This is a genomic window from Alloscardovia macacae (assembly GCF_002259705.1).
Lineage (GTDB): Bacteria > Actinomycetota > Actinomycetes > Actinomycetales > Bifidobacteriaceae > Alloscardovia > Alloscardovia macacae.
The window spans coordinates 52100-72319 of the sequence record NZ_MWWT01000002.1 but is presented as its reverse complement, the minus strand read 5'-3'; the positions used below and the strand labels follow the sequence as shown (position 1 = coordinate 72319).

Below are 20220 nucleotides of genomic sequence, written 5' to 3'. Positions count from 1 at the left end.
ATTCTTCGCAGTAAAGTTCACCTCAGCACCCTGGAAACCATACTCGATAGAATTATTACCAGAATTATCCAAACCACCGATAATGGAACCCTGAATCGTATCCGTCTGAGAATCATACGCCACACCAGCAGGAAGCCCCGTCACCGTAAAGTCTTCGATAGACCAACCAGCAGCCTTCGCAGAATCCGACAGCTGAATACGCTTCGAAAAATCAGGAATATACACCTTATCCGTGCCCTGCTCATACCCACGAGGCTCGACCACAGACATAAACAAATCCATAGCACCAGTACTCGAATACAGCACTGCATCTGACGAACTAATATTCTTGTTCGCAGTCAGCACAGGCTGCCGCTTACCCTTCCACAAAGGCGCCTGCTGAGCAGCATCCTGAACCTGAGCAGCTGTCTGACCATAAATCTGACGACCCATCGTATTCGTAGCTTGCCCACCATTATAAGTCATAGTAAGCTGCGGAATATTCACCGACTCGCCAGTCATCTGACCACCATACACAGTGAACTCAAGACCATTCAAATCAGCACTCGACGGATTATTCACGCCGATAAGGCCCATACCAGCGCCATTACCGTTTGTAGAATTCGTAGGGAACGTAAAAAGTCCCGTACCTGTAAAGTTATCACTGGTAATAGCCTCATTATTATCCAGTGTAAAAGTACGCGTCGGCAAAGTAGCCGTAGCCGCAGCATTCGCCAGCCACGCCCCACCCGTAGCCAGCACAGCCACAGCAGCAGCTGCAGCTATACCAGCACGAGTGCGACCACGCAAAGCGCGTTTCATAGAAATATCCATGTGGATAATCTCCTCTTTTTACTCTGATGTAGCACATTCATGGACAGAAAACCTGTGAGTATTCGCCTTCGAATAGGAAGAGCCAGTCTTCACTACTCACAGGCAAAATCACAAGACTAAAATGAGTAAGAATTCACTCGCATTAGTCGCGTTTTTAGTTATGAATATGCTCTTCCACTAATCAGTTTACCCTAAGGGCTCGTCATGTGCCATGAGCATAACGGTGCTGTGTATGCCTCGCCCAGTACACTAAACACTATGAGTCCAGAAGCATTAGCACAGTTAATTTTTAGCATCGCCACCGAGCTCGTCGAGGCCGGAAAAGCTGGCGAGCTCACCGCTGACCAGATACCAGCTGCTGAGAAGCTGGCCGTGATGCGTCCGAAGGATCGCGCGCATGGAGACTGGTCCACGAACATAGCCATGCAGCTGGCGAAGAAGGCGGGCATGGCTCCACGAGACTTCGCTGCTCTCTTCGCTGAGGAGCTGAAGACTGCCGATGGCATAGCCAGCGTGGACATAGCAGGTCCTGGCTTTATAAACATCGTGCTCGATTCCGCTTCGGCAGCAGCCGTGGTGGATACTGTTCTCGAGCAGGCGGATGCCTTCGGTACGAATGAGCACCTGGCAGGCCAGACTCTGAACCTTGAGTTCGTCTCGGCGAATCCTACGGGTCCTATCCACATCGGTGGTACCCGCTGGGCTGCTGTGGGAGACTCCATGGCTCGCGTCCTGGAAGCAAACGGTTCGAAGGTGGTACGCGAGTATTACTTTAACGACCACGGCACACAGATAGACCGCTTCGCGAAGTCCCTCGTGGCTGCCGCTCACGGAGAAGAGACTCCAGAAGACGGGTATAAGGGTGCATACATCGATGACATCGCTGCACGCGTCATCGAGGAAGCGAAGAGCGAGGGCGTGGATGTGCTGAGCATGCCACGCGTGACGGGTGACGACGGTGCTGAAGGAGACTCTGAGCAGCGCGAAGAGTTCCGTAAGCGTGCTGTTCCTATGATGTTCGACGAGATAAAGAAGTCCATGAAGGAGTTCCGTGTGGACTTCGACGTGTACTTCCATGAGAATGCTGTGTACGAGTCGGGTGAAGTGGACCGCGCCATAGCAGAGCTGCGCGAAAAGGGAGACATCTACGAGAAGGATGGCGCCATCTGGTTCGCATCCACGAAGTATGGAGATGATAAGGACCGCGTAGTCATTAAGTCAGACGGGAACGCCGCCTACATCGCGGGAGACATCGCGTACTATCTGAATAAGCGCCGCCGTCCAGTGGACCCTGCAGACGTGGCCATCTACATGCTGGGTGCTGACCATCATGGATACATAGGCCGCATGATGGCTGTATGTGCTGCTTTCGGAGATACTCCGGAGAAGAACATGCAGATCCTCATCGGTCAGCTGGTGAACGTGCTGAAGGACGGTAAGCCAGTGCGCATGAGTAAGCGCGCGGGAAATGTGGTCATCATCGATGACCTGCTCGAGGCTGTGGGTGTGGATGCTGCACGCTACTCGCTGGCGCGCACCTCGTATAACCAGAACCTGGACATCGACCTCGACCTGCTGGCCTCCCACACGAATGATAATCCTGTGTACTACGTCCAGTATGCCTTCGCACGCTCGAAGAATGTGGACCGTAATGCCGCTGCTGCAGGCATCAGCTTCGAGGGAGCAGATCTGAGCCTTCTGGACACCCCAGCAGACTCCGAGCTCCTGGCAGAGCTCGCCCTGTACCCAGCAGTAGTGACCGCAGCAGGAGATCTGCGCGAACCGCATCGCATCGCGCACTACGTGGAAGAGCTCGCAGGAAAGTATCACAAGTGGTATGCGGCCGAGCGCGTAGTACCGATGGAATTGACAGAAAATGAAGCAGCACGTGACGATGCTGAAGCGCTGCGCGTGGCGAAGAACCCTGAGTCAGCACGCGCAGCCGCGCGCCTGAAGCTGAACGACGCGGCCGGCCAGATTCTGAAGAACGCGCTCGGACTGCTCGGCGTGTCCGCGCCAGAACAGATGTAAGGCAGGCGCATGCAGACAGCAGAACAGAACGCATCCCTCTGGCCGAGCGGCGTGACGCGCGACGCGGACAGCTTCATGCACCGCGGCATCAGCGCCGAGCAGCTCGCCGAGCAGTACGGCACGCCGCTGTACGTCATGGATACGGTGGACGTGGCCGAGCGGGCGCGCTCCTTCGTGCAGAGCGCACGCGAGGCCTTCGCGAACACGACGGCTCACGTGAGCTTCGCGGGAAAAGCCTTCCTCTCGAAAGAAGTGGCGCGGATAGTGTCTGAGCAGGGCATGTACGTGGACACGTGCACGTGGGGCGAGATGCAGATAGCGCTCGCCGCGGGCGTGCCGGGCCGGCGTCTCGTCCTGCACGGGAATAATAAAACGGACGAGGAGATACGCCTCGCCGTGGAGCAGGGCTTCGATAAGATAGTCATCGACGAGCCGGGAGAGCCAGACCGCATCGCACGCATCGCGCGCTCCCTGGGCAAGCGGGCGCGTGTTATGGTGCGCGTGACCGTGGGCGTGCATGCGGGAGGGCATGAGTATATCTCCACCGCGCATGAGGATCAGAAGTTCGGGATCGCGCTGCTGCCGGCGGGGTCCGCGGGTTCTGTGGGAGCGGACAGCGCGGACGGCGTCGCGACGGACGCAAGCTCTGCCGCGGACGCCAGCTCTGCCGCGGACGACGTGCAGTCCACCGCATTCTTCGACCGCGTGGCGCACGGCCCGGCAGTGCAGACGCTGCACCGCGTGCTTGAACTGGGAGACGACCTCGAGCTCGTGGGCATTCACTCGCACATTGGCTCGCAGATTCATGACGCGGATGCGTTCATCGCTGCGGCCGAGCGCGTCATGGTGCTACGCCGCGCGTTCTATGCGACGGACGGTTACGTGGTGCCGGAGATAGACCTCGGCGGCGGATACTCGGTGGCATACGTGCCAGGCGACGCGTCCATGGACGTGAAGGCCACGCTCGAGCGGATCGCCGCGGCTATTCATGAGGATTCGGCGCGCGCGGGTCTGCCGCTTCCTGTGGTCAGTTTCGAGCCGGGGCGCTGGATAGTAGCGCCGGCTGGATATACGCTCTACCGCGTGGGCACGGTCAAGCGCGTGGCGCTCGGCGAGGGGCGTTCGCGCGTGTATGTGAGCGTGGATGGCGGCATGAGCGATAACATCCGTCCGGCGCTGTATGGCGCGGAATATACGGCGGAGGTCGTGGGGCGCGGTGCTTTGGGCGGCGCTTCAGACGGCGATTCGGACGGCGCGGGCCGCAGTTCGGGCGAGACGGTGCAGGCACGCATCGTGGGCGCACACTGCGAGTCCGGCGACATCATCGTCCACGACATCGAGCTGCCGGCAGACATCGCGCGGGGAGACTTGCTCGCCGTTCCTGTGACGGGAGCGTACGGGCGGACCATGGCGAGCAATTATAATCAGCTCCTTCGGCCGGCCGTCGTGGCAGTGGATGATAACGGTTCGCACGTGATGATGCGGCGTGAGACGGTAGAGGATCTGCTCGGTCTGGATGTGAGCGAGTAGGGGAGTAGCGAGAACGCATTTTTTCGAGCTGAACTTGCGAGTTATTCCATTTTTTCAGTCTTCGGACCGGAAAAGTGGAATAACTCGCAAGTTTGTCTATATGGGGGCGACGCGTCGTCTGTGGCACGTCTCCCCACTCGTGTTTACTAGAGGGGTGATGATGCGCCCAGCCCTTTCGTGGATTTCTGCTGCGCGTGTCTTTCTGGCAAGAAATGCACGAAGAGATTAGGTTCATATATGCCACGAACTATCGTACGTCGTAGTGTTACATCATTAGCAGCTTTCGCTCTTCTCCTGTCTGTGGGAGCGTGTGGAGCGAATGCCTCGAGCTCGACGAATTCGGATAAAAACCTCAAAACCGTATCCTTCATGCTCAGCTGGGCTCCAGATACGAACCACATCGGTGCGTATGTGGCTCAGAAGAAAGGCTACTTCGCAGAAGAAGGACTGAATGTGGACATCCTGGCCACCTCGCAGGCAGGAGCGGAGCAGGCCGTATCCACGGGAGCGGCGAATTTCGCGCTGTCGAATACCTTTAACGTGGGCGTGGCGAATATAAAGAATGCAGGTCTGAAGCTTCTCGCACAGATTCAGCAGCGTACCTCCGCTATCTGGTGCTCGCTCGCCTCGAACACGTCCATTAAGTCTCCGAAAGACTTCGACGGAAAGACGTTCGCCACCTTCGGTGCGAATGAATCGGACGCGGTAATCAAGCGCATGATTCAGACCGATGGCGGTAAGGGAGAATTCGATAAGGTGACCGTGGGCACCTCTACCTTCCAGACGCTGAGCTCGGGTAAGGCAGATTTCGGCGGATTCTACACCACGTGGGAAGGTGTGCAGGCCGAGCTGAACGGTCCGAAGCTGAACTGCTGGAATGAGCCAGACTACGGCGTTCCAGGAAATGCCGATGAGATAGGCATCATTACCTCGGATGCTGAGATTTCGAAGGATCCACGCACTGTACAGGGCTTTACGCGCGCCATCCAGAAGGGATATACGTGGGCTTATGAGCATCCCGATGAGGCAGCGCAGATTCTCGTAGACTCGGCGAAGGATGCTAACCTGGATATCAAGTTCGTCAAGCGCTCCATGCAGATCATCACGGAAGGAAACTACTGGGGTCCACGTGACGAGGTGAAGGCCGGTACCTTCACCATCGGCACGCCAGATCCAGACGGAGCGCAGAAATACTTCGACTTCGTGGCGGATTCCGGCGCGTATACTGACCAGAATAACCAGGTAGTGACCACGCCTCCAGTGGCCACGCAGCAGATAGATACGCAGTATCTCATCCCTGGCGCAGACATAGTAAAGGCTATACAATGACACACCGCATCATCCTCGACTGTGACACAGGCATCGATGACACTCTCGCCCTGCTCTACCTTTTCGGCTCGGACGACGTGGAGCTGCTCGGCGTGGTGGGTACCTTCGGGAACGTGACCGAAGAGCAGGCCACGAGGAATAATCGCGTTCTTCTCGACGCAGCAGGACTGGCGCGTGTGTCCGCCTACCGCGGTGTTCCTGTACCGTCCTTCTGGACTGCTGAGCAGGGGCTCGATTACGAGGTGGATGAAGGCTGCGAGCGCTTCCATGGAAAAAACGGCTGGGGCGGAGCTGAACTCGAGCTGCCGGAGAGCGTGAATCGCGGCGAGATTCTGCCGGATGGAGTGGAGTTTGAAGCGCAGATGGTGCGCGAGTATGGGACGGACGTCACCGTCATAGCCACCGGGCCACTGACGAACATCGACGCGCTGCTCACGCGCTACCCAGAGCTCGCGAGCAAGCTGAAGCTCGTCATCATGGGCGGCGCTCTCACTCAGCCGGGAAACTGCTATAACCTCATCAGTGAGACGAATATGGTGAACGACCCTGAGGCGGCGAATCGCGTCTTCCATTCAGGAGCGGATGTGACCGTGGTGGGTATCGACGTGACGCATCGGACACTCATGACGCGAGCACACGTGGAGAGCCTGAAAGAAGAAGGGACGGCTGGGTGCTTCCTCGCCCAGGCCCTCAGCTACTACGTAAATGCGAATGAACAGGCAGATTCCATCTTCCTCAAGGGCTCGCCACTCCATGACCCTCTGGCTGTGGGGGCGGCTCTCGACCCGAGCCTGATTCAGTGCTTCCCAATCAACCTCATGGTGGACCTGACGGGTCCACAGCGTGGCCGCACGGTGGGAGACCCGGCGCTGCTGAATGAGCCTGCCGAGCATGTGCGCATGGCTCTGACTGTGGATGCGCCACGTTTCGTGAGCGAATGGGAGAAGCGTGTTCACGCAGGATGCCGACGGATAAACGCGATTCTCGAGAAATAAGCACACGGAAGAATTGACCTCACAAAAAAATCCCGAAACTTGAGTCCCCAGCACTCAAGTTTCGGGAATATTTTTTCCGGCGAACTGTTAAACACAGCAGAAACGGAACTACAGAAAGCAGGTCGATATGGAACAGAAGTTCACTTCGATGGCTCAGGAAGCCATATCTTCCGCGGTGCAGAGCGCATCTGCCGCGGGAAACCCACAGGTGGAAGCCCTTCATCTGCTCGACGCACTGCTCACCCAGGAAAACGGCGTCGTCCGCGGACTGCTCGACGCAGCCGGCGCGGACAGCCAGCAGGTGGGAGCGCGCACACGGCAGGCGCTCGTCGCACTGCCTCGCGTGGCCGGAAGCACCACAGCCCAGCCAGCCGCCTCGCGCGCAGTAGAAGCAGCGCTCGTCGAGGCGCAGAAAATCATGACGCGCATGACGGACGAATACATCTCCACCGAGCATCTGCTCATCGCGCTCGCGAGCGGGCAGTCTGAAGCGGCGACCATCCTGCGCGAGGCAGGAGCGGACGCGAAAACGCTCGAAAAAGCCGTGCCGAGCGTACGCGGGGGAGCGCGCGTGACCTCGCCAGATGCCGAGGGCTCGTATAAAGCGCTCGAAAAGTACTCCACGGATCTCACCGAGCGCGCTCGCGAGGGTAAGCTCGACCCGGTCATCGGCCGCGATAAGGAGATCCGCCGCGTTATCCAGATCCTCAGCCGACGCACGAAGAATAACCCGGTGCTCATCGGCGAACCAGGCGTGGGAAAGACAGCCGTGGTGGAAGGTCTCGCGCAGCGCGTGGTCGCCGGTGACGTGCCGACTACCCTGCAGAATAAGCGCGTGGTCACGCTCGACATGTCGAGCCTCGTGGCCGGGTCGAAGTATCGCGGCGAGTTTGAGGAGCGGCTGAAGGCCGTGCTCGAGGAGATAGAGCGCTCCGAGGGGAACATCATCACCTTCATCGATGAGATTCACACCATCGTGGGCGCCGGTGCGTCCGAAGGGTCCATGGACGCGGGGAACATGCTCAAGCCTATGCTCGCGCGCGGTGAGCTGCGACTGATCGGCGCGACTACGCTCGACGAATACCGCGAGAACATCGAGAAGGATCCGGCCCTCGAGCGCCGTTTCCAGCAGGTGTACGTGGGCGAGCCGAGCGTCGAGGATACGGTGGCCATTCTGCGCGGTCTGAAGGAACGCTACGAGGCGCATCATAAGGTGACCATCGGCGACGACGCGCTCGTGGCGGCGGCCGCGCTGTCCCACCGCTACATATCCGGGCGTCAACTACCGGATAAGGCCATCGACCTCGTGGACGAAGCGGCCTCGCATCTGCGCATGGAGCTGGACTCCTCGCCGGAGGAGATAGACGAGCTCTCGCGCCGCGTGACGCGTCTGGAGATGGAGGAGATGCAATTGCGGCGTGCGGAGGACGTGGCGGCTCGTGAGCGGCTGACGAAGCTGCAGGCAGAGCTGGCAGACGCGCGCGAACGTCTGTCCGGCCTGAACGCACGCTGGGAGGCGGAAAAGAGCGGACATAATAAGGTGGGCGACCTACGCGCTCAGCTCGACGCTCTGCGCGTGCAGGCGGATAAAGCCACGCGTGAGGGCGACCTCGAAAAGGCGTCGCGCATCCTGTATGGCGACATTCCGAGCATTCAGCGCGAGCTGGCTGCGGCGGAGAACTCAGCTGCGGGTGAAGGGCAGCCGGGGGCGTCGTCGGAGGCGTCGGGCGATGCCGCAGCGCAGAACGAGCCGATGGTTCCTGACCATGTGGACGCGGACTCCATAGCCCAGATAGTCTCGGACTGGACGGGCATCCCGGTGGGCCGCCTCATGCAGGGCGAAAACGAAAAGCTCCTGCACATGGAGGACGAGCTGGGACGGCGCGTGATAGGCCAGAAGGAAGCCGTAAGGGCAGTCAGCGATGCAGTGCGCCGCTCGCGTGCCGGCATCTCCGACCCGAACAGGCCTACGGCGAGCTTCCTCTTCCTCGGGCCGACCGGCGTGGGAAAGACGGAACTGGCGAAGGCTCTGGCCGACTTCCTCTTCGACGACGAGCGTGCTGTGGTGCGCATAGACATGAGCGAATACATGGAAAAGGCGTCTGTGTCTCGCTTAATCGGTGCGGCACCGGGGTACATAGGGTATGAAGAGGGCGGCCAACTCACCGAGGCTGTGCGCCGACGCCCTTACTCCGTCGTGCTTTTCGACGAGGTGGAGAAGGCGCATCCGGAAGTCTTCGATATTCTGCTGCAGGTGCTCGACGACGGGCGGCTGACTGATGGTCAGGGACGGACTGTGGACTTTAAGAATACTATTCTGATCCTCACATCGAATCTGGGGTCGCAGTTCCTCGTGGGTGGGGCTGGTGCTTTCGGGACGGGTCTCTCGGGCGCCGGTGCGGACGGTGCTCTCGGGGCTGGTACGGACAGCTCGGACAGCTCGGCGCGAAAGCAGGCCGTGCTGAACGCAGTCCACGCGCACTTCAAGCCAGAATTCATCAACCGTCTCGACGACCTCATCGTCTTCGAACCGCTGACGCGCGACGAACTCGCGGGCATCGTGGATATTCAGGTGGCTGCTGTGGCCTCGCGCCTGACCGACCGTCGAATCACTCTCGATGTTACGAGTTCGGCACGCGAATGGCTCGCCGACATGGGCTACGACCCTGCCTTCGGAGCGCGACCACTGCGCCGCCTCGTCCAGAGCGAAGTGGGCGACCAGCTCGCACGTATGCTCCTGTCCGGGCGTGTGCATGATGGTGACACTGTGCTCGTGGATCAGACTGGCGGCGAGCATCTCGAGCTGACCAGCTGGGCTACTGAGGCGCTGGCTGACGGGGGTGAGGGAGAAAAGTAAATATGTAATCATGCTTTACATATACGGGGTAAAAAAGCTTATTTGTACTTTAAATGAAGGAAAAATAAGCTGTTTTTACCCCGTTTATTTGTTTTCGACACGCCGAAGGTGATAGGAAAGCCTAACTGAAGTCTCCCCCCCCCCTATTCTCAATGCTTAGAGCGCAGCAGCTCTACTTCCCACCACGGTGAGAGGGAAAAGAAAACAAGGGGAGAGAGACTAATTCGTCGTTTCGATGTGATGTCGAAATGCTAGTTTCGCATACCCTTCGACGGAAGGAAAAGTATGAAGAAAGCAATGAAGCTAGGTGCCATAGCTGTTACAGCATCTATGATATTTGCTGGTTTATCTGCCTGTGGGAGCTCAACTCAAGGTAATAAGACGGCTGATGGAAAAACTGTCATAAAAATCCAGACTTTCAATAACTTTGGTTATGAGAAGTCCACTGCTGCAAAGCCTGGTGCGGATTTGTTTGCTGAGTATGAAAAGCTTCATCCGAATATTAAGATAGAGTCCACAGTGGCGTCCTCTTCAGATGAGGCTCGTACTGCTTTTAATTCCTCTATCTCCACTGGTTCAAATTCATATGACATCTTTGCTGTGGACATAGCCTGGTGGCCTTCTATCCGTGCCATAGGGAATAAGTTCATGGACCTGAAAGACTATACGAAGAATAATAACTGGCCTGATTGGGTAGTGAAGACGGGTACCGATGATTCTGGGCGTCTTATAGGAGCTGGAACGGATATCGGTCCAACTGCATTGTGCTACCGTCAGGATCTTTTTGAACAGGCTGGGCTTCCTACTGACCGTGAACAAGTCAAAGAACTTTTCGGCGGCGAGAATGCTACGTGGGATAAGTTCTTTGAGATCGGACAACGGTACACTCAGAAGACTGGAAAGCCGTTCATTGATAATCTTGGTGATGTTGCTGCAGCAATGAAGGTTCAGAAGGAAGAAGTATACGTATCAAAGGATGATAAGGTTATCGCTACTGAGGATGGAATCCATGATATGTATAATCTTCTGACGAAGAATGCGAATCTTTCTGCCGGGGTATCCACATGGTCTGATGACTGGAACGCATCTTTTAACTCTCCAAATGGATTCGCAGTGCTCACTTGTCCGGCATGGGAAGTGAATAATGTTAAGGGTAATGCTGGTGCAGACTTTAGGGGATGGAATGTAGCTGATGTCTTCCCTGGAGAAGCTGGTACGGACCAAGGTGGATCGTGGCTGACTATTCCAGAGTCCTCTCCAGTAAAGGAAGAAGCAGCGAAGCTCGTAGCATGGCTGACGAATCCAGAGCAGCAGTCTAAGGTATTTGTGGCTGCATCGAACTTCCCATCATCTCCTAAGGCTCAGGCTACTCCAGAAGTAGCAGATAAGACGGATGACTTCCTGAATAATGCTCCTACAGGTAAGATTTTTGCAAATCGTGCAGAAACAATCAAGCATATTCCATATATTAATGCGAAGTATTACGACATCGACAGCAAGTTCGGTGCTGCACTCGATAGAGTGGATTGCACGAAGGAGCAAACTCCTGAAGAGTCGTGGAAGCAGTTCGTAGAAGACGTGAAGGCTTTGAGCTAACATCTCTCTTCATCATGTGGTGGTGCTTCGTCAAGCGTGGCACCACCACACTGTATAGAGCATCATAGATTTTATCAAAGGAGATATTATGAGCGAGAAACAGCAGGCTTCTGTAGCATCGTCAGGTAGATTCGCAGTATTTTCTTATAAAGCGACTCCTTATCTCTACGTAGCGCCGTTCTTTATCCTCTTCCTTGTCGTAGGGCTTTTCCCACTGCTCTTCACGGTATGGGTGGCCATGAGGAACTATAACACTATTACTGGCGACTCGGGATGGGCAGTGTGCGGTGCAGTGTGCGGGACTCGTGACCAGTCACTCGTGGGAAACTTCCAGTGGGTTCTCCATCAGAGAGATTTCTGGATGGCCATGAGGAACACGGTATCCATATTCTTACTGTCCTCTGTGCCGCAGATTATTGCAGCGGTATTCATAGCTTGGGTACTGAATGCGAACCTCAAAGCGAAGACATTCTGGCGTATGGGAGTGCTGCTTCCCTATGTCATAGCACCATCTGCATGTGGTATCATCTTCTCTCAGATTTTTTCGGATAAGAGCGGTGCATTTAATGTCCTCTTACAGACCATAGGATTAGCACCTATAGCCTGGCATGCTGATACTCTCGCATCTCACATAGCCATAGCTACCATAGTGAATTTCCGCTGGACAGGATATAACTCGCTGATACTGCTCGCGGCTATGCAGGCTATTCCTACAGATCTTATAGAAGCAGCGGTGGTCGATGGTGCAGGTAAAGCACGTACATTCTTCTCTGTCACACTTCCTCTGCTTAAGCCGACCCTCATTTTCGTGATTTTGAACTCTACTATCGGTGGACTGCAGATTTTTGATGAAGTTCAGATGTTTAATAACGGTACGGGAGCTGCTGGCGGAGCGAACAACCAGTTTCTCACCGTTTCACTCTACCTCTATAACCTTGGTTTTAATAAAGTCACGATAGGAGAGTCAAACATAGGTCGCGCGGCTGCAGTCGCATGGCTCCTCTTCCTCGTTATAGTCCTCGTCGCTGTGGTGAATTTTAGTATCACGAGAAAATTGGCAGATGCAGAAACACGAGGAAAAAAGCGTATGCAGAAGAAGGCACAGTAGGAGAAAACGATGACTACACGAACGAAAAATGGTATGGGTACTCCAGCCCTCGAGCAGATATATGGAAAGAACGTAGCGCGGACAGCGAAACGTGCTCGAGCGAAACTCGTGATGACGAACGGAGAAAAGCGTGCGGGGTGGGGAAGCTATCTCGTTCTTAGTATAGCGCTGCTTGCATTCCTCTTTCCGCTGTATTATGCGGTGTCTATAGCATCACAAAACAGTACAGATACGCAGTATGGCGTACGCTCTCTGATTCCAGGAACAGGGCTGATGAAGAATCTCGCGCTCGCTTTCGAAGACATAAACTTCTGGCAGGCTCTCGGCGGAACGACCATAGTGACGCTGACAGTATCGGTCTCTACAGTCTTCTTCAGTACGCTGGCAGGCTTCGCTTTCGCAAAACTACGCTTTAAGGGCCGTAACCTGCTACTTACACTCGTGGTGGCTACTATGACCATTCCGCAGCAGCTGACGGTGGTTCCTATGTACATTATGACGACAAAGGTAGGTCTATATGGTTCGCTACTCGCTGTTATCATACCGGGGCTGGTAGGTGCATTCGGCGTATTCTGGATGACACAGTATCTCGAAGATGCGCTGCCATATGAGCTGATAGAAGCCGGACGTGTAGACGGCGCGTCGATGGGACGTATCTTCGTGTCCATAGCCCTACCAGCGGCAAAGCCTGCCGCCTCCATGCTCTTCCTCTTCACGTTCATAGGATCATGGACGAGCTACTTCTGGCCTATGCTCATCCTCGGACCAAATAAAAACAGCATGCTCACAGTGGCTGCATCTGCACTCAAGGGGGCTCACTTTACGGACTACACCCTTATTATGTCTGGTGTGATTCTTACCGCTATACCATTACTTGTGGTCTTCGTCTTTACGGGGCGCCAGCTCGTGTCTGGCATTATGGCAGGTGCAGTAAAGGGGTAAGGGAGAAGAATAAGACTATAGCGAACTTATCGAGCGAAATATATCTTGAAAGAAAGGATAACGATGAAGTTTAATTCAGACTTTATTTTTGGAACTGCTACGGCCTCCTATCAGATAGAAGGAGCTGTGGTAGAAGATGGTCGTACGCCTTCTATCTGGGATACATTCTCCCATACTCCCGGGCGTGTATATGAGGGGCATACAGGTGATAAGGCGTGTGATTCGTACCATCTGTGGGAAAAAGACTTGGATCTGCTAGCGGATCTCGGAGTGGGTGCATACCGATTTTCTATCGCGATGCCACGAGTCATTCCTGCGGAGGATGGTCTCGTGAATGCTAGGGGACTCGACTACTATGAGCGCATAGTCGATGGACTGCTTGCTCGTGATATAAAACCCGTCGTAACACTGTATCACTGGGATCTGCCACAATACCTCGAAGATAAGGGTGGATGGTTAAACCGAGATACTGCCTATAGGCTTGCTGACTATACGCATGCTGTAGCAGAGCGCCTGGGAAGTAGAGTGCGTACGTATACGACACTGAATGAACCGTGGTGCTCAGCATACCTCGGGTATGGGGATGTGGTTCATGCGCCTGGACTAGGACTAGGTCCGGGGTGCTTCTCAGCGGTTCACCATCTCAACCTCGCTCATGGTCTTATGGCACAGGCTGTGCGTGACGTGGTGGGACGGGATTCCGAGGTATCTGTAACGCTTAATCTCCAGATGAATCGAGGGGATGCTGATGCTGTGCGGCGACAAGATATCATAGCGAACCGTGTGTGGCTCGACCCTATGTTGAGAGGATACTACCCAGAGGAGCTTTTTGCAGCGACGAAGGGTATATGTGACTGGTCCTTTATTCACGATGGCGACTTGCGTGATATCCATCAGTCGCTCGATGTTCTGGGAATAAACTATTACTCTAGTGGTTTGCTGGCTCTCAGTGGGCGCCCGCAGTTCCCTCAGGATATGGGGGCGACGTGTGCACCAGGATGTAGCGACATAGAAAGTCTGCCTACATCGGGACCACATACAGCTATGGGGTGGAATATAGATCCCCGTGGTCTCTATAATCTGCTGATGCGTCTTACGAGCGATTATCCAGAAATGCCACTGATGGTTACAGAAAATGGAGAAGCATGTGATGATGAGCTCGTATGGGAGGATGGACATGCTCATGTCCATGATGACGAGCGCTGTGAGTATGTGCGTGCACATCTTGAAGCGGTACATCAGGCGATTTCTGACGGAGCAGATGTACGCGGGTACTTCCTCTGGTCGCTCCTCGATAACTTCGAGTGGGCATATGGGTACAGTAAGTACTTCGGTATAGTTCATATGAACTATGAGACGATGGAACGCACACCGAAGGATAGCTTTGAGATGTATAAGCGGATTATCGCGACGCGTGAAGTGTAAGTATAAGCGGGGCATTTTTTAATGATGGATGAGTAGCTGCTGAGTTGTTTGTACATCCGTGCGTTTTCCGACCTGGATACGGTTTCAGGCGGGAAGATACGCGCGGATGTACAAACAACTCAGCAGCTTTTTCTTTGCTTAGGCTTCCTGCTAGTATGGGATGCCATGACAGATATGATACATGAGGAATTACTACAGCACGCACGCGAATTTATGGACGAGTATGCGGACGTCTTCGAAGCGCTCGCTTAGATATCTGCGTGTGGAATAGAGCGATATGAAGAACATCAGCATAGAAGCAAACGAGCCGGTAGATCCGAGCCGTTTCCTGCATTTTTATAAAGTGTCTGTGGGGCTCGATAATGGTTCGACAGCGCGCTACGACGTCGTAACGCGAAAGCCAGCTGCGAGTCTCGAGGATCTCGACCGTGGTGAAGGTGATGCGGTGACCATCATCGCGCGCTCGCTCGAGGGTGACCGCATGCTTCTCATTCACGAGTACCGGCCAGCTATAAACGGATATGTCTGGGCCTTCCCAGCAGGTCTTATCGATCCCGATGATTCGAGTTTTGAAGCCGCAGCAGAGCGAGAATTGGCAGAAGAAACGGGATACCGCGTCGTGCGCGTGGACGACGTGCTGCGGCCTACGTATGTCTCGCCCGGAATGACGAACGAATCCATCGCCTTCGTCTACATGACGGTGGATGCGGGGCAGACAGACGTGCAGCAGCATCTCGAGGAGAGCGAGGATATCACCGTTCGGTGGGTGACGCGGGACGAAGCGCGCGCTCTGCTTCGCGGCGCCGAGGCCATAGACCAGCGAATGGCGCTCGTGCTGCATGAGTTTATTTCTTAACTGCCAATTCTTCCTTTAAGGAGCCTATGGAATTACGAGTACCAGGTCCATCAGATGCACGTGCAGTGGAAGAGATGGTGGCTGAATTTGTAGCGGAGGAATCCCCTTATGATGGAATGTTCGCAGATCTTATGCCGTTTCGCTATGATGCGTGGTTAGCGGAGAATGAGCGTGATCTTCATGCGCCGAAACCCGGATTCGTGCCCGCAGTGCAGTATGTGAGTTTCGATGAGTCCACGGGCTCAGGAATCGGTTTTCTCAGTGTCCGACTCGTGCTGAATGAGTATCTTCTGAATGTGGGAGGACACATAGGGTACTGTATTCGGCCCGGTATGCGTGGACATGGTTATGGGCGCCAGCAGCTTCGCCTCCGACTCGAGCGTGCTCGCGAGCAGGGGCTCGACCGTGTGCTGATAACCTGTTCAGTGGATAATGCTGCAAGTAGGCAGATTATTCTGGGCTGTGGTGGAGTGCTCGAAGATGTGCGTGAGATGCATGAGCGCTACTGGATATCAGTGTAAAAGGATGTGCACTGGACTTCGAGCATCACAGGCATAGTGGAATACGAGGGGAATACGAGGGGCTCGCCGCATGGGTATGCGGTGAGCCCTCTGTGGTTTTTATAGGTTCTGCTGCGTTACTTTACGTACTGTTTCGGATTCTCCTTAAATGTGGCGAGGCAGTGGTCCGAGCAGAAGTGGTATATCTTACCGTCATACTCGTAGGACCTGGCGTCCGTCGTCACGGTCATACCACAGATGGGGTCGGTGAGGACGTGTTCTGCTGCAGGATTCGAGGTGGCTGCGGCGGCTGGCTTTTTCTTCAGGAAGTTAAACATATTTTCTCCTTCATGGTCGTGAGTACTGCGATGAGTGTCGTGAGTACTGAGATGGGTGTTGTCAGGAATATTCTGTGCGGTACCGAGGATAACGCGAGGTTCGGAATGCTCGGGGATGAGCTGATCCTGTGCGGTAGTCGGGGCATCGACACGTGAATCTATACGTACGGAACGCAGACGGTTCGCATTCACCACGAGGCTGACGGAGCTCAGTGCCATGGCAGCGCCGGCTATCATAGGGCTGAGCAGCCAGCCAGTCAGTGGATAGAGCAGACCAGTAGCGACGACGAGCCCCACGATGTTATAGACGAAAGCAAACCCGAGATTCTCGTGAATATTCCGCATGGTGGCGCGGCTGAGGCGTATCATGCGCGCTACTCCGGCGAGGTCTCCCGTCATGAGAGTCACGTCGGCTGACTTCATAGCTATGTCTGTACCTGTGCCCATGGCGAATCCGAGATCCGCCTGCGCGAGAGCAGGGGCATCATTAATGCCGTCACCCACCATGGCTACGAGCTGGTTTTCGCGGCTGGAGGTATGGTGGCTTTCTTCGGACACCTGCTTCTGAATCTGCGATATCCAGTATGCCTTCCCAGCCGGTTTTACCTCGGCTATGACTGTATCGATGCCAGCTTCTTTCGCTACGGATGCAGCAGTCTCAGCCTTATCTCCGGAAAGCATGATGGTCTGAATCCCCAGTGCCTTTAGCTGTGCTATGGCAGCACGCGATGTAGGCTTGATAGGGTCGTCTGCGTAGGTCACTGTACCATCACTGACACTGAGTACTTCGGCCTTACCTTCGGTGATGGTTCCCGTCTTATCGAAGACTACGGTTCCTATGTGACGAGCGCTTTCGAGTGCTTCAGCAGAGGCGACGAGAATGCCATTCTTCGCGCCTATTCCTATGCCAGCTGTTACAGACAGCGGAGTGGCCAGTCCGAGCGCACATGGACAGGCGATGATGAGGACAGTCACTGCTGTGGTCAGCGCATAAGTGAGCTGTGGCTGTGGGCCGAAGCTCAGCCATGCGGTAAAGGTCCACAGTGCTATGAGGAAGACGACGGGTACGAAAATGCGCGCCACCTTATCCGCGAGCGCCTGCACGGGAGCCTTACTCGCTTGAGCGCTCGACACGAGCTGTACGATCTGAGAAAGAACAGTGTCTTTACCGGTGGCGGTTACTTCCATGGCTAGTGGTGCATCGAGGACGAGTGTACCTCCGGTGAGAGGATCCCCCTCTGTGCGCTCTACAGGGCGTGATTCACCTGTGATCATGGACTCATCTACATGAGCTAATCCGCGGAGAATGCGCCCATCCGTAGGAACGGTGTGTCCGCCAGGAACTTTCAGTAATGTGCCGGACTGCACTGCGTTCATGGCTATCTGTGTGCCGGCAGTAGGCAGCTTCCACGAGCCGTCCTGCAGTTCTTTCTCGCTGATAGACACGGCAGTATCTGGCTTCAGCCTCATCAGTGCTGCTATGGCGTCCCCTGTGCCAGCGCGCGCCCGCGACTCGAGAAGACTTCCTAAGATAACGAGAGTGAGCACGACGCCTACCGTGTCGAAGTACACGTCTCGTGAACCTTCAGGAAGAATCTGCGGTGCTATGGTGGCGAGCGCGCTAAACAGATACGCTGCTGTCGTACCCACGGTAATAAGCGCGTTCATCTCGGGTGCGCGGTGAAGGATAGCATTCCACCCTATGCGATGAATATCCCATCCTGTGTAGGCCATCACAGGAGTAATGAGTACTGCCTGAAGCCAGGGATTCATAACCCACTGCGGCCATGAATGTCCCCATATCATGCCGAACATAGCTATGAAGGATACGGGAATAGTGAAGAGCGCTCCCACGATAAACTTCTTCTTCAGTGCGCGTATCTCCGCGTCGCGTTCCTGGGAGTCTGCTACATGAACATCCGACTCTGCTTTCTGCAGCTGGACGTCCGCGCTTCCCGTTACGCGCAGCATGCCGTGAACCATATTCATACCGCAGGCGAACGGATAGTCCCCGGCTGGGAGAGCTGGGAGATTCACGGACGTTTTCCGGTGTCCAGGAAGATGTGCGTCAATTCCTAAGTCAGCGAAGATGACATGAGACGTACACTCGCCCGCTTCCTGACGGTCAAATGTGATGGTGAGAGGTGTTCCTGCCTGAGCGTGGATGAGAGAAGGGGAGTATCCTCCGTGAACATCCACTTCTATACTCTGTGTGTTCCCGGACACGCTGGTATGTGCTCCCCTCTGAGGGGAGAAGAAATACCAGAGAATGGCAGCGCTGAACACGAGAGCGATGCCTATATATACCCACATCATGAGTGATACCTTTCTCTCTCTATCTTCTTAGTGTTCAACGCTGGATTCCGCATCACTATTCCGCGTGTCGAGGTTTTTGCGGATAGCGATACTTCCTGCTATAGTCGAACATATGTTCGAATTAATACTAACATTAATCATAGGCATCGCCCTCGGCGGTGCACTCGGATTCTTCGTCGCGAAAGTGCAGGAGAAGTCTGTATCTACCATGCCTGAAGAGGCTGGTATTTCTGCTGAGCAGATAGCGCAGCAGGCTCTGCAGGAGCAGAAGCTCGCGCAGCTCGAAGTGCAGCTGCGTGAAGTTACTTCTGTGCGTGATCAGCTTTCTGACCAGTATGAAGAGAATCGCTCCGCGCTCGCGGCGGAGCGCGAAGCCACGGCGAAGCTCGAGGGACAGCTTTCGGGTATGAAGGAAAAGCTCGAGTTTGCAGAAGCGCAGCTGGATGTGGCTCAGAAAGCAGAAGCAGAGCGCGTTCAGCGCGAACGCCTGGCGGAGCAGAAGCGTGAGGAAGAGCGTCGTCGTCAGCAGGCACAGTCCTCGCAGGAAGAGTCTCGTGTTCTGAAGGCTATTAGCCCTGTCCAGCAGAATCTCGAAGCCTTGCAGCGGAAGGTGGCTGAGATAGAAGAAGGTCGTCAGGCAGAGATGGGGAAGCTCGGCGAGCAGCTCCTCGGACTTGGTCGCGCACAGGAGAAGCTGGATAAAGAGACGTCCAGCCTCGCTATGGCCTTGCGGAATAATAAGGTGCGTGGTTTCTGGGGTGAAGCACAGCTGAAGAACATCGTGGAGTCTGCGGGTCTTCGTGAACATGTGGACTTCGAGACGCAGTACTACACCACGAATGATGATGGGAAGAAGCAGCGCCCAGACATGATAGTGCATCTTCCAGATGAGAAGTTCATTCCTATCGATGCGAAGGTGCCATACTCGGACTACCAGCGTGCGTTCGAGATTCCGGACTCTGCTTCTGAGCAGGAGCTGAAGATTCGTGATGAGTACTTGCAGGCTCATGCGAAGGCACTGCGTGGACACATCGATGAGCTCGCGAAGCGCAGGTACTGGACCATAGCGGAAGAAGAGCGTGTGGCACCAGACTTCGTCATCGCTTTTATACCGAATGACTCGCTACTGCAGGCTGCTCTGGATGTAGACCCTAGCATAGTGGATTACGCATTCAGCCAGCAGGTGGCGCTCACGTCTCCTGTCACGCTGTGGTCGGTGCTGAAGTCCATAGCATTCGCCTGGCAGCAGCAGACTCTGAGTGATGAAGCGAAGGAACTTTTCGACTTATCGCGTGAGCTTTTCAAGCGTCTGAATACGATGAGCGGTCACGCGATAAAACTCGGTAAGTCACTGGGAAATACGATTAAGAATTATAATGCTTTCGTAGGCTCATTACAGGGCTCTGTCGTGCCGACAGCTCGTAAACTCCAGGCTTTGGATGCGAATACGTTATTCGATATTCCACAGATCATAGAGGACGAAGAGAAGAGTAATGTCCGTGAGATTACCTCTCCAGAGCTTCTCCCGGGCTGGGATGGGGACGAGAAGTAACCTCTCCCTATTCCCTCATTAGACGAGACTGA

14 protein-coding genes are annotated in these 20220 nt (G+C 55.0%); 12 read left to right on the top strand and 2 right to left on the bottom strand.

The window, feature by feature from the left end; all coding sequences use genetic code 11:
- Positions 1 to 813, bottom strand: an 813-nt coding sequence (locus ALMA_RS02385) for a hypothetical protein (RefSeq protein WP_211278322.1), incomplete at its 3' end; no start/stop codon positions are given.
- Between the two features lie 258 nt (positions 814 to 1071).
- Here ALMA_RS02385 and argS point away from each other — a divergent pair.
- The 11 genes from argS (at position 1072) to ALMA_RS02325 (ending at position 16003) form a co-directional block, all read left to right on the top strand.
- Positions 1072 to 2844, top strand: coding sequence for an arginine--tRNA ligase (argS, locus tag ALMA_RS02380; protein ID WP_094726238.1), 1773 nt, complete (start codon positions 1072 to 1074; stop codon positions 2842 to 2844).
- Positions 2845 to 2853: 9 nt separating this feature from the next.
- On the top strand, positions 2854 to 4374 hold the full coding sequence (locus tag ALMA_RS02375) for a diaminopimelate decarboxylase family protein (RefSeq protein ID WP_094726237.1): 1521 nt from the start codon (positions 2854 to 2856) through the stop codon (positions 4372 to 4374).
- 237 nt (positions 4375 to 4611) lie between these two features.
- Positions 4612 to 5703, top strand: a complete 1092-nt coding sequence (locus ALMA_RS02370) for an ABC transporter substrate-binding protein (protein WP_094726236.1) — start codon at positions 4612 to 4614, stop codon at positions 5701 to 5703.
- Positions 5700 to 6698 (top strand): nucleoside hydrolase, encoded by a 999-nt coding sequence (locus ALMA_RS02365; RefSeq protein WP_094726235.1) that lies wholly within the window; start codon positions 5700 to 5702, stop codon positions 6696 to 6698. The genes ALMA_RS02370 and ALMA_RS02365 overlap by 4 nt, the downstream gene beginning before the upstream one ends.
- Positions 6699 to 6825: 127 nt before the next feature.
- A complete protein-coding gene (clpB, locus tag ALMA_RS02360) occupies positions 6826 to 9555 on the top strand; it encodes an ATP-dependent chaperone ClpB (protein WP_094726234.1) in 2730 nt (909 codons plus the stop codon).
- 285 nt (positions 9556 to 9840) lie between these two features.
- The gene (locus ALMA_RS02355) at positions 9841 to 11151 is read left to right on the top strand and encodes an ABC transporter substrate-binding protein (RefSeq protein ID WP_094726233.1); all 1311 of its coding nucleotides are present in this window, start codon (positions 9841 to 9843) and stop codon (positions 11149 to 11151) included.
- An 88-nt stretch (positions 11152 to 11239) separates the two neighbouring features.
- The gene (locus ALMA_RS02350) at positions 11240 to 12259 is read left to right on the top strand and encodes a carbohydrate ABC transporter permease (protein ID WP_094726232.1); all 1020 of its coding nucleotides are present in this window, start codon (positions 11240 to 11242) and stop codon (positions 12257 to 12259) included.
- Positions 12260 to 12268: 9 nt separating this feature from the next.
- A complete protein-coding gene (locus ALMA_RS02345) occupies positions 12269 to 13201 on the top strand; it encodes a carbohydrate ABC transporter permease (protein ID WP_094726231.1) in 933 nt (310 codons plus the stop codon).
- A gap of 57 nt (positions 13202 to 13258) precedes the next feature.
- A complete protein-coding gene (locus tag ALMA_RS02340) occupies positions 13259 to 14626 on the top strand; it encodes a GH1 family beta-glucosidase (RefSeq protein ID WP_211278323.1) in 1368 nt (455 codons plus the stop codon).
- A gap of 277 nt (positions 14627 to 14903) precedes the next feature.
- Positions 14904 to 15482, top strand: a complete 579-nt coding sequence (locus tag ALMA_RS02330) for an NUDIX domain-containing protein (RefSeq protein WP_094726228.1) — start codon at positions 14904 to 14906, stop codon at positions 15480 to 15482.
- A gap of 26 nt (positions 15483 to 15508) precedes the next feature.
- Entirely contained in the window at positions 15509 to 16003 is a 495-nt protein-coding gene (locus ALMA_RS02325) for a GNAT family N-acetyltransferase (protein WP_094726227.1), read from the top strand.
- Positions 16004 to 16119: 116 nt separating this feature from the next.
- Here the strand turns inward: ALMA_RS02325 and ALMA_RS02320 are convergent, their stop codons facing one another.
- Positions 16120 to 18636: an HAD-IC family P-type ATPase gene (locus ALMA_RS02320; protein WP_094726226.1), complete on the bottom strand. Its 2517-nt coding sequence runs from the start codon at positions 18634 to 18636 to the stop codon at positions 16120 to 16122.
- Between the two features lie 112 nt (positions 18637 to 18748).
- On the opposite strand from ALMA_RS02320, the gene ALMA_RS02315 reads away from it, so the two are divergent.
- The gene (locus ALMA_RS02315; RefSeq protein WP_094726225.1) at positions 18749 to 20188 is read left to right on the top strand and encodes a DNA recombination protein RmuC; all 1440 of its coding nucleotides are present in this window, start codon (positions 18749 to 18751) and stop codon (positions 20186 to 20188) included.
- The last annotated feature ends 32 nt before the right edge of the window (positions 20189 to 20220 follow it).

Bases quoted from the DNA above. Each gene is read 5' to 3' on its own strand.
- argS (WP_094726238.1), top strand. From the start codon at position 1,072: ATGAGTCCAGAAGCATTAGCACAGTTAATTTTTAGCATCGCCACCGAG.
- ALMA_RS02375 (WP_094726237.1), top strand. From the start codon at position 2,854: ATGCAGACAGCAGAACAGAACGCATCCCTCTGGCCGAGCGGCGTGACG.
- ALMA_RS02370 (WP_094726236.1), top strand. From the start codon at position 4,612: ATGCCACGAACTATCGTACGTCGTAGTGTTACATCATTAGCAGCTTTC.
- ALMA_RS02365 (WP_094726235.1), top strand. From the start codon at position 5,700: ATGACACACCGCATCATCCTCGACTGTGACACAGGCATCGATGACACT.
- clpB (WP_094726234.1), top strand. From the start codon at position 6,826: ATGGAACAGAAGTTCACTTCGATGGCTCAGGAAGCCATATCTTCCGCG.
- ALMA_RS02355 (WP_094726233.1), top strand. From the start codon at position 9,841: ATGAAGAAAGCAATGAAGCTAGGTGCCATAGCTGTTACAGCATCTATG.
- ALMA_RS02350 (WP_094726232.1), top strand. From the start codon at position 11,240: ATGAGCGAGAAACAGCAGGCTTCTGTAGCATCGTCAGGTAGATTCGCA.
- ALMA_RS02345 (WP_094726231.1), top strand. From the start codon at position 12,269: ATGACTACACGAACGAAAAATGGTATGGGTACTCCAGCCCTCGAGCAG.
- ALMA_RS02330 (WP_094726228.1), top strand. From the start codon at position 14,904: ATGAAGAACATCAGCATAGAAGCAAACGAGCCGGTAGATCCGAGCCGT.
- ALMA_RS02325 (WP_094726227.1), top strand. From the start codon at position 15,509: ATGGAATTACGAGTACCAGGTCCATCAGATGCACGTGCAGTGGAAGAG.
- ALMA_RS02320 (WP_094726226.1), bottom strand. From the start codon at position 18,636: ATGATGTGGGTATATATAGGCATCGCTCTCGTGTTCAGCGCTGCCATT.
- ALMA_RS02315 (WP_094726225.1), top strand. From the start codon at position 18,749: ATGTTCGAATTAATACTAACATTAATCATAGGCATCGCCCTCGGCGGT.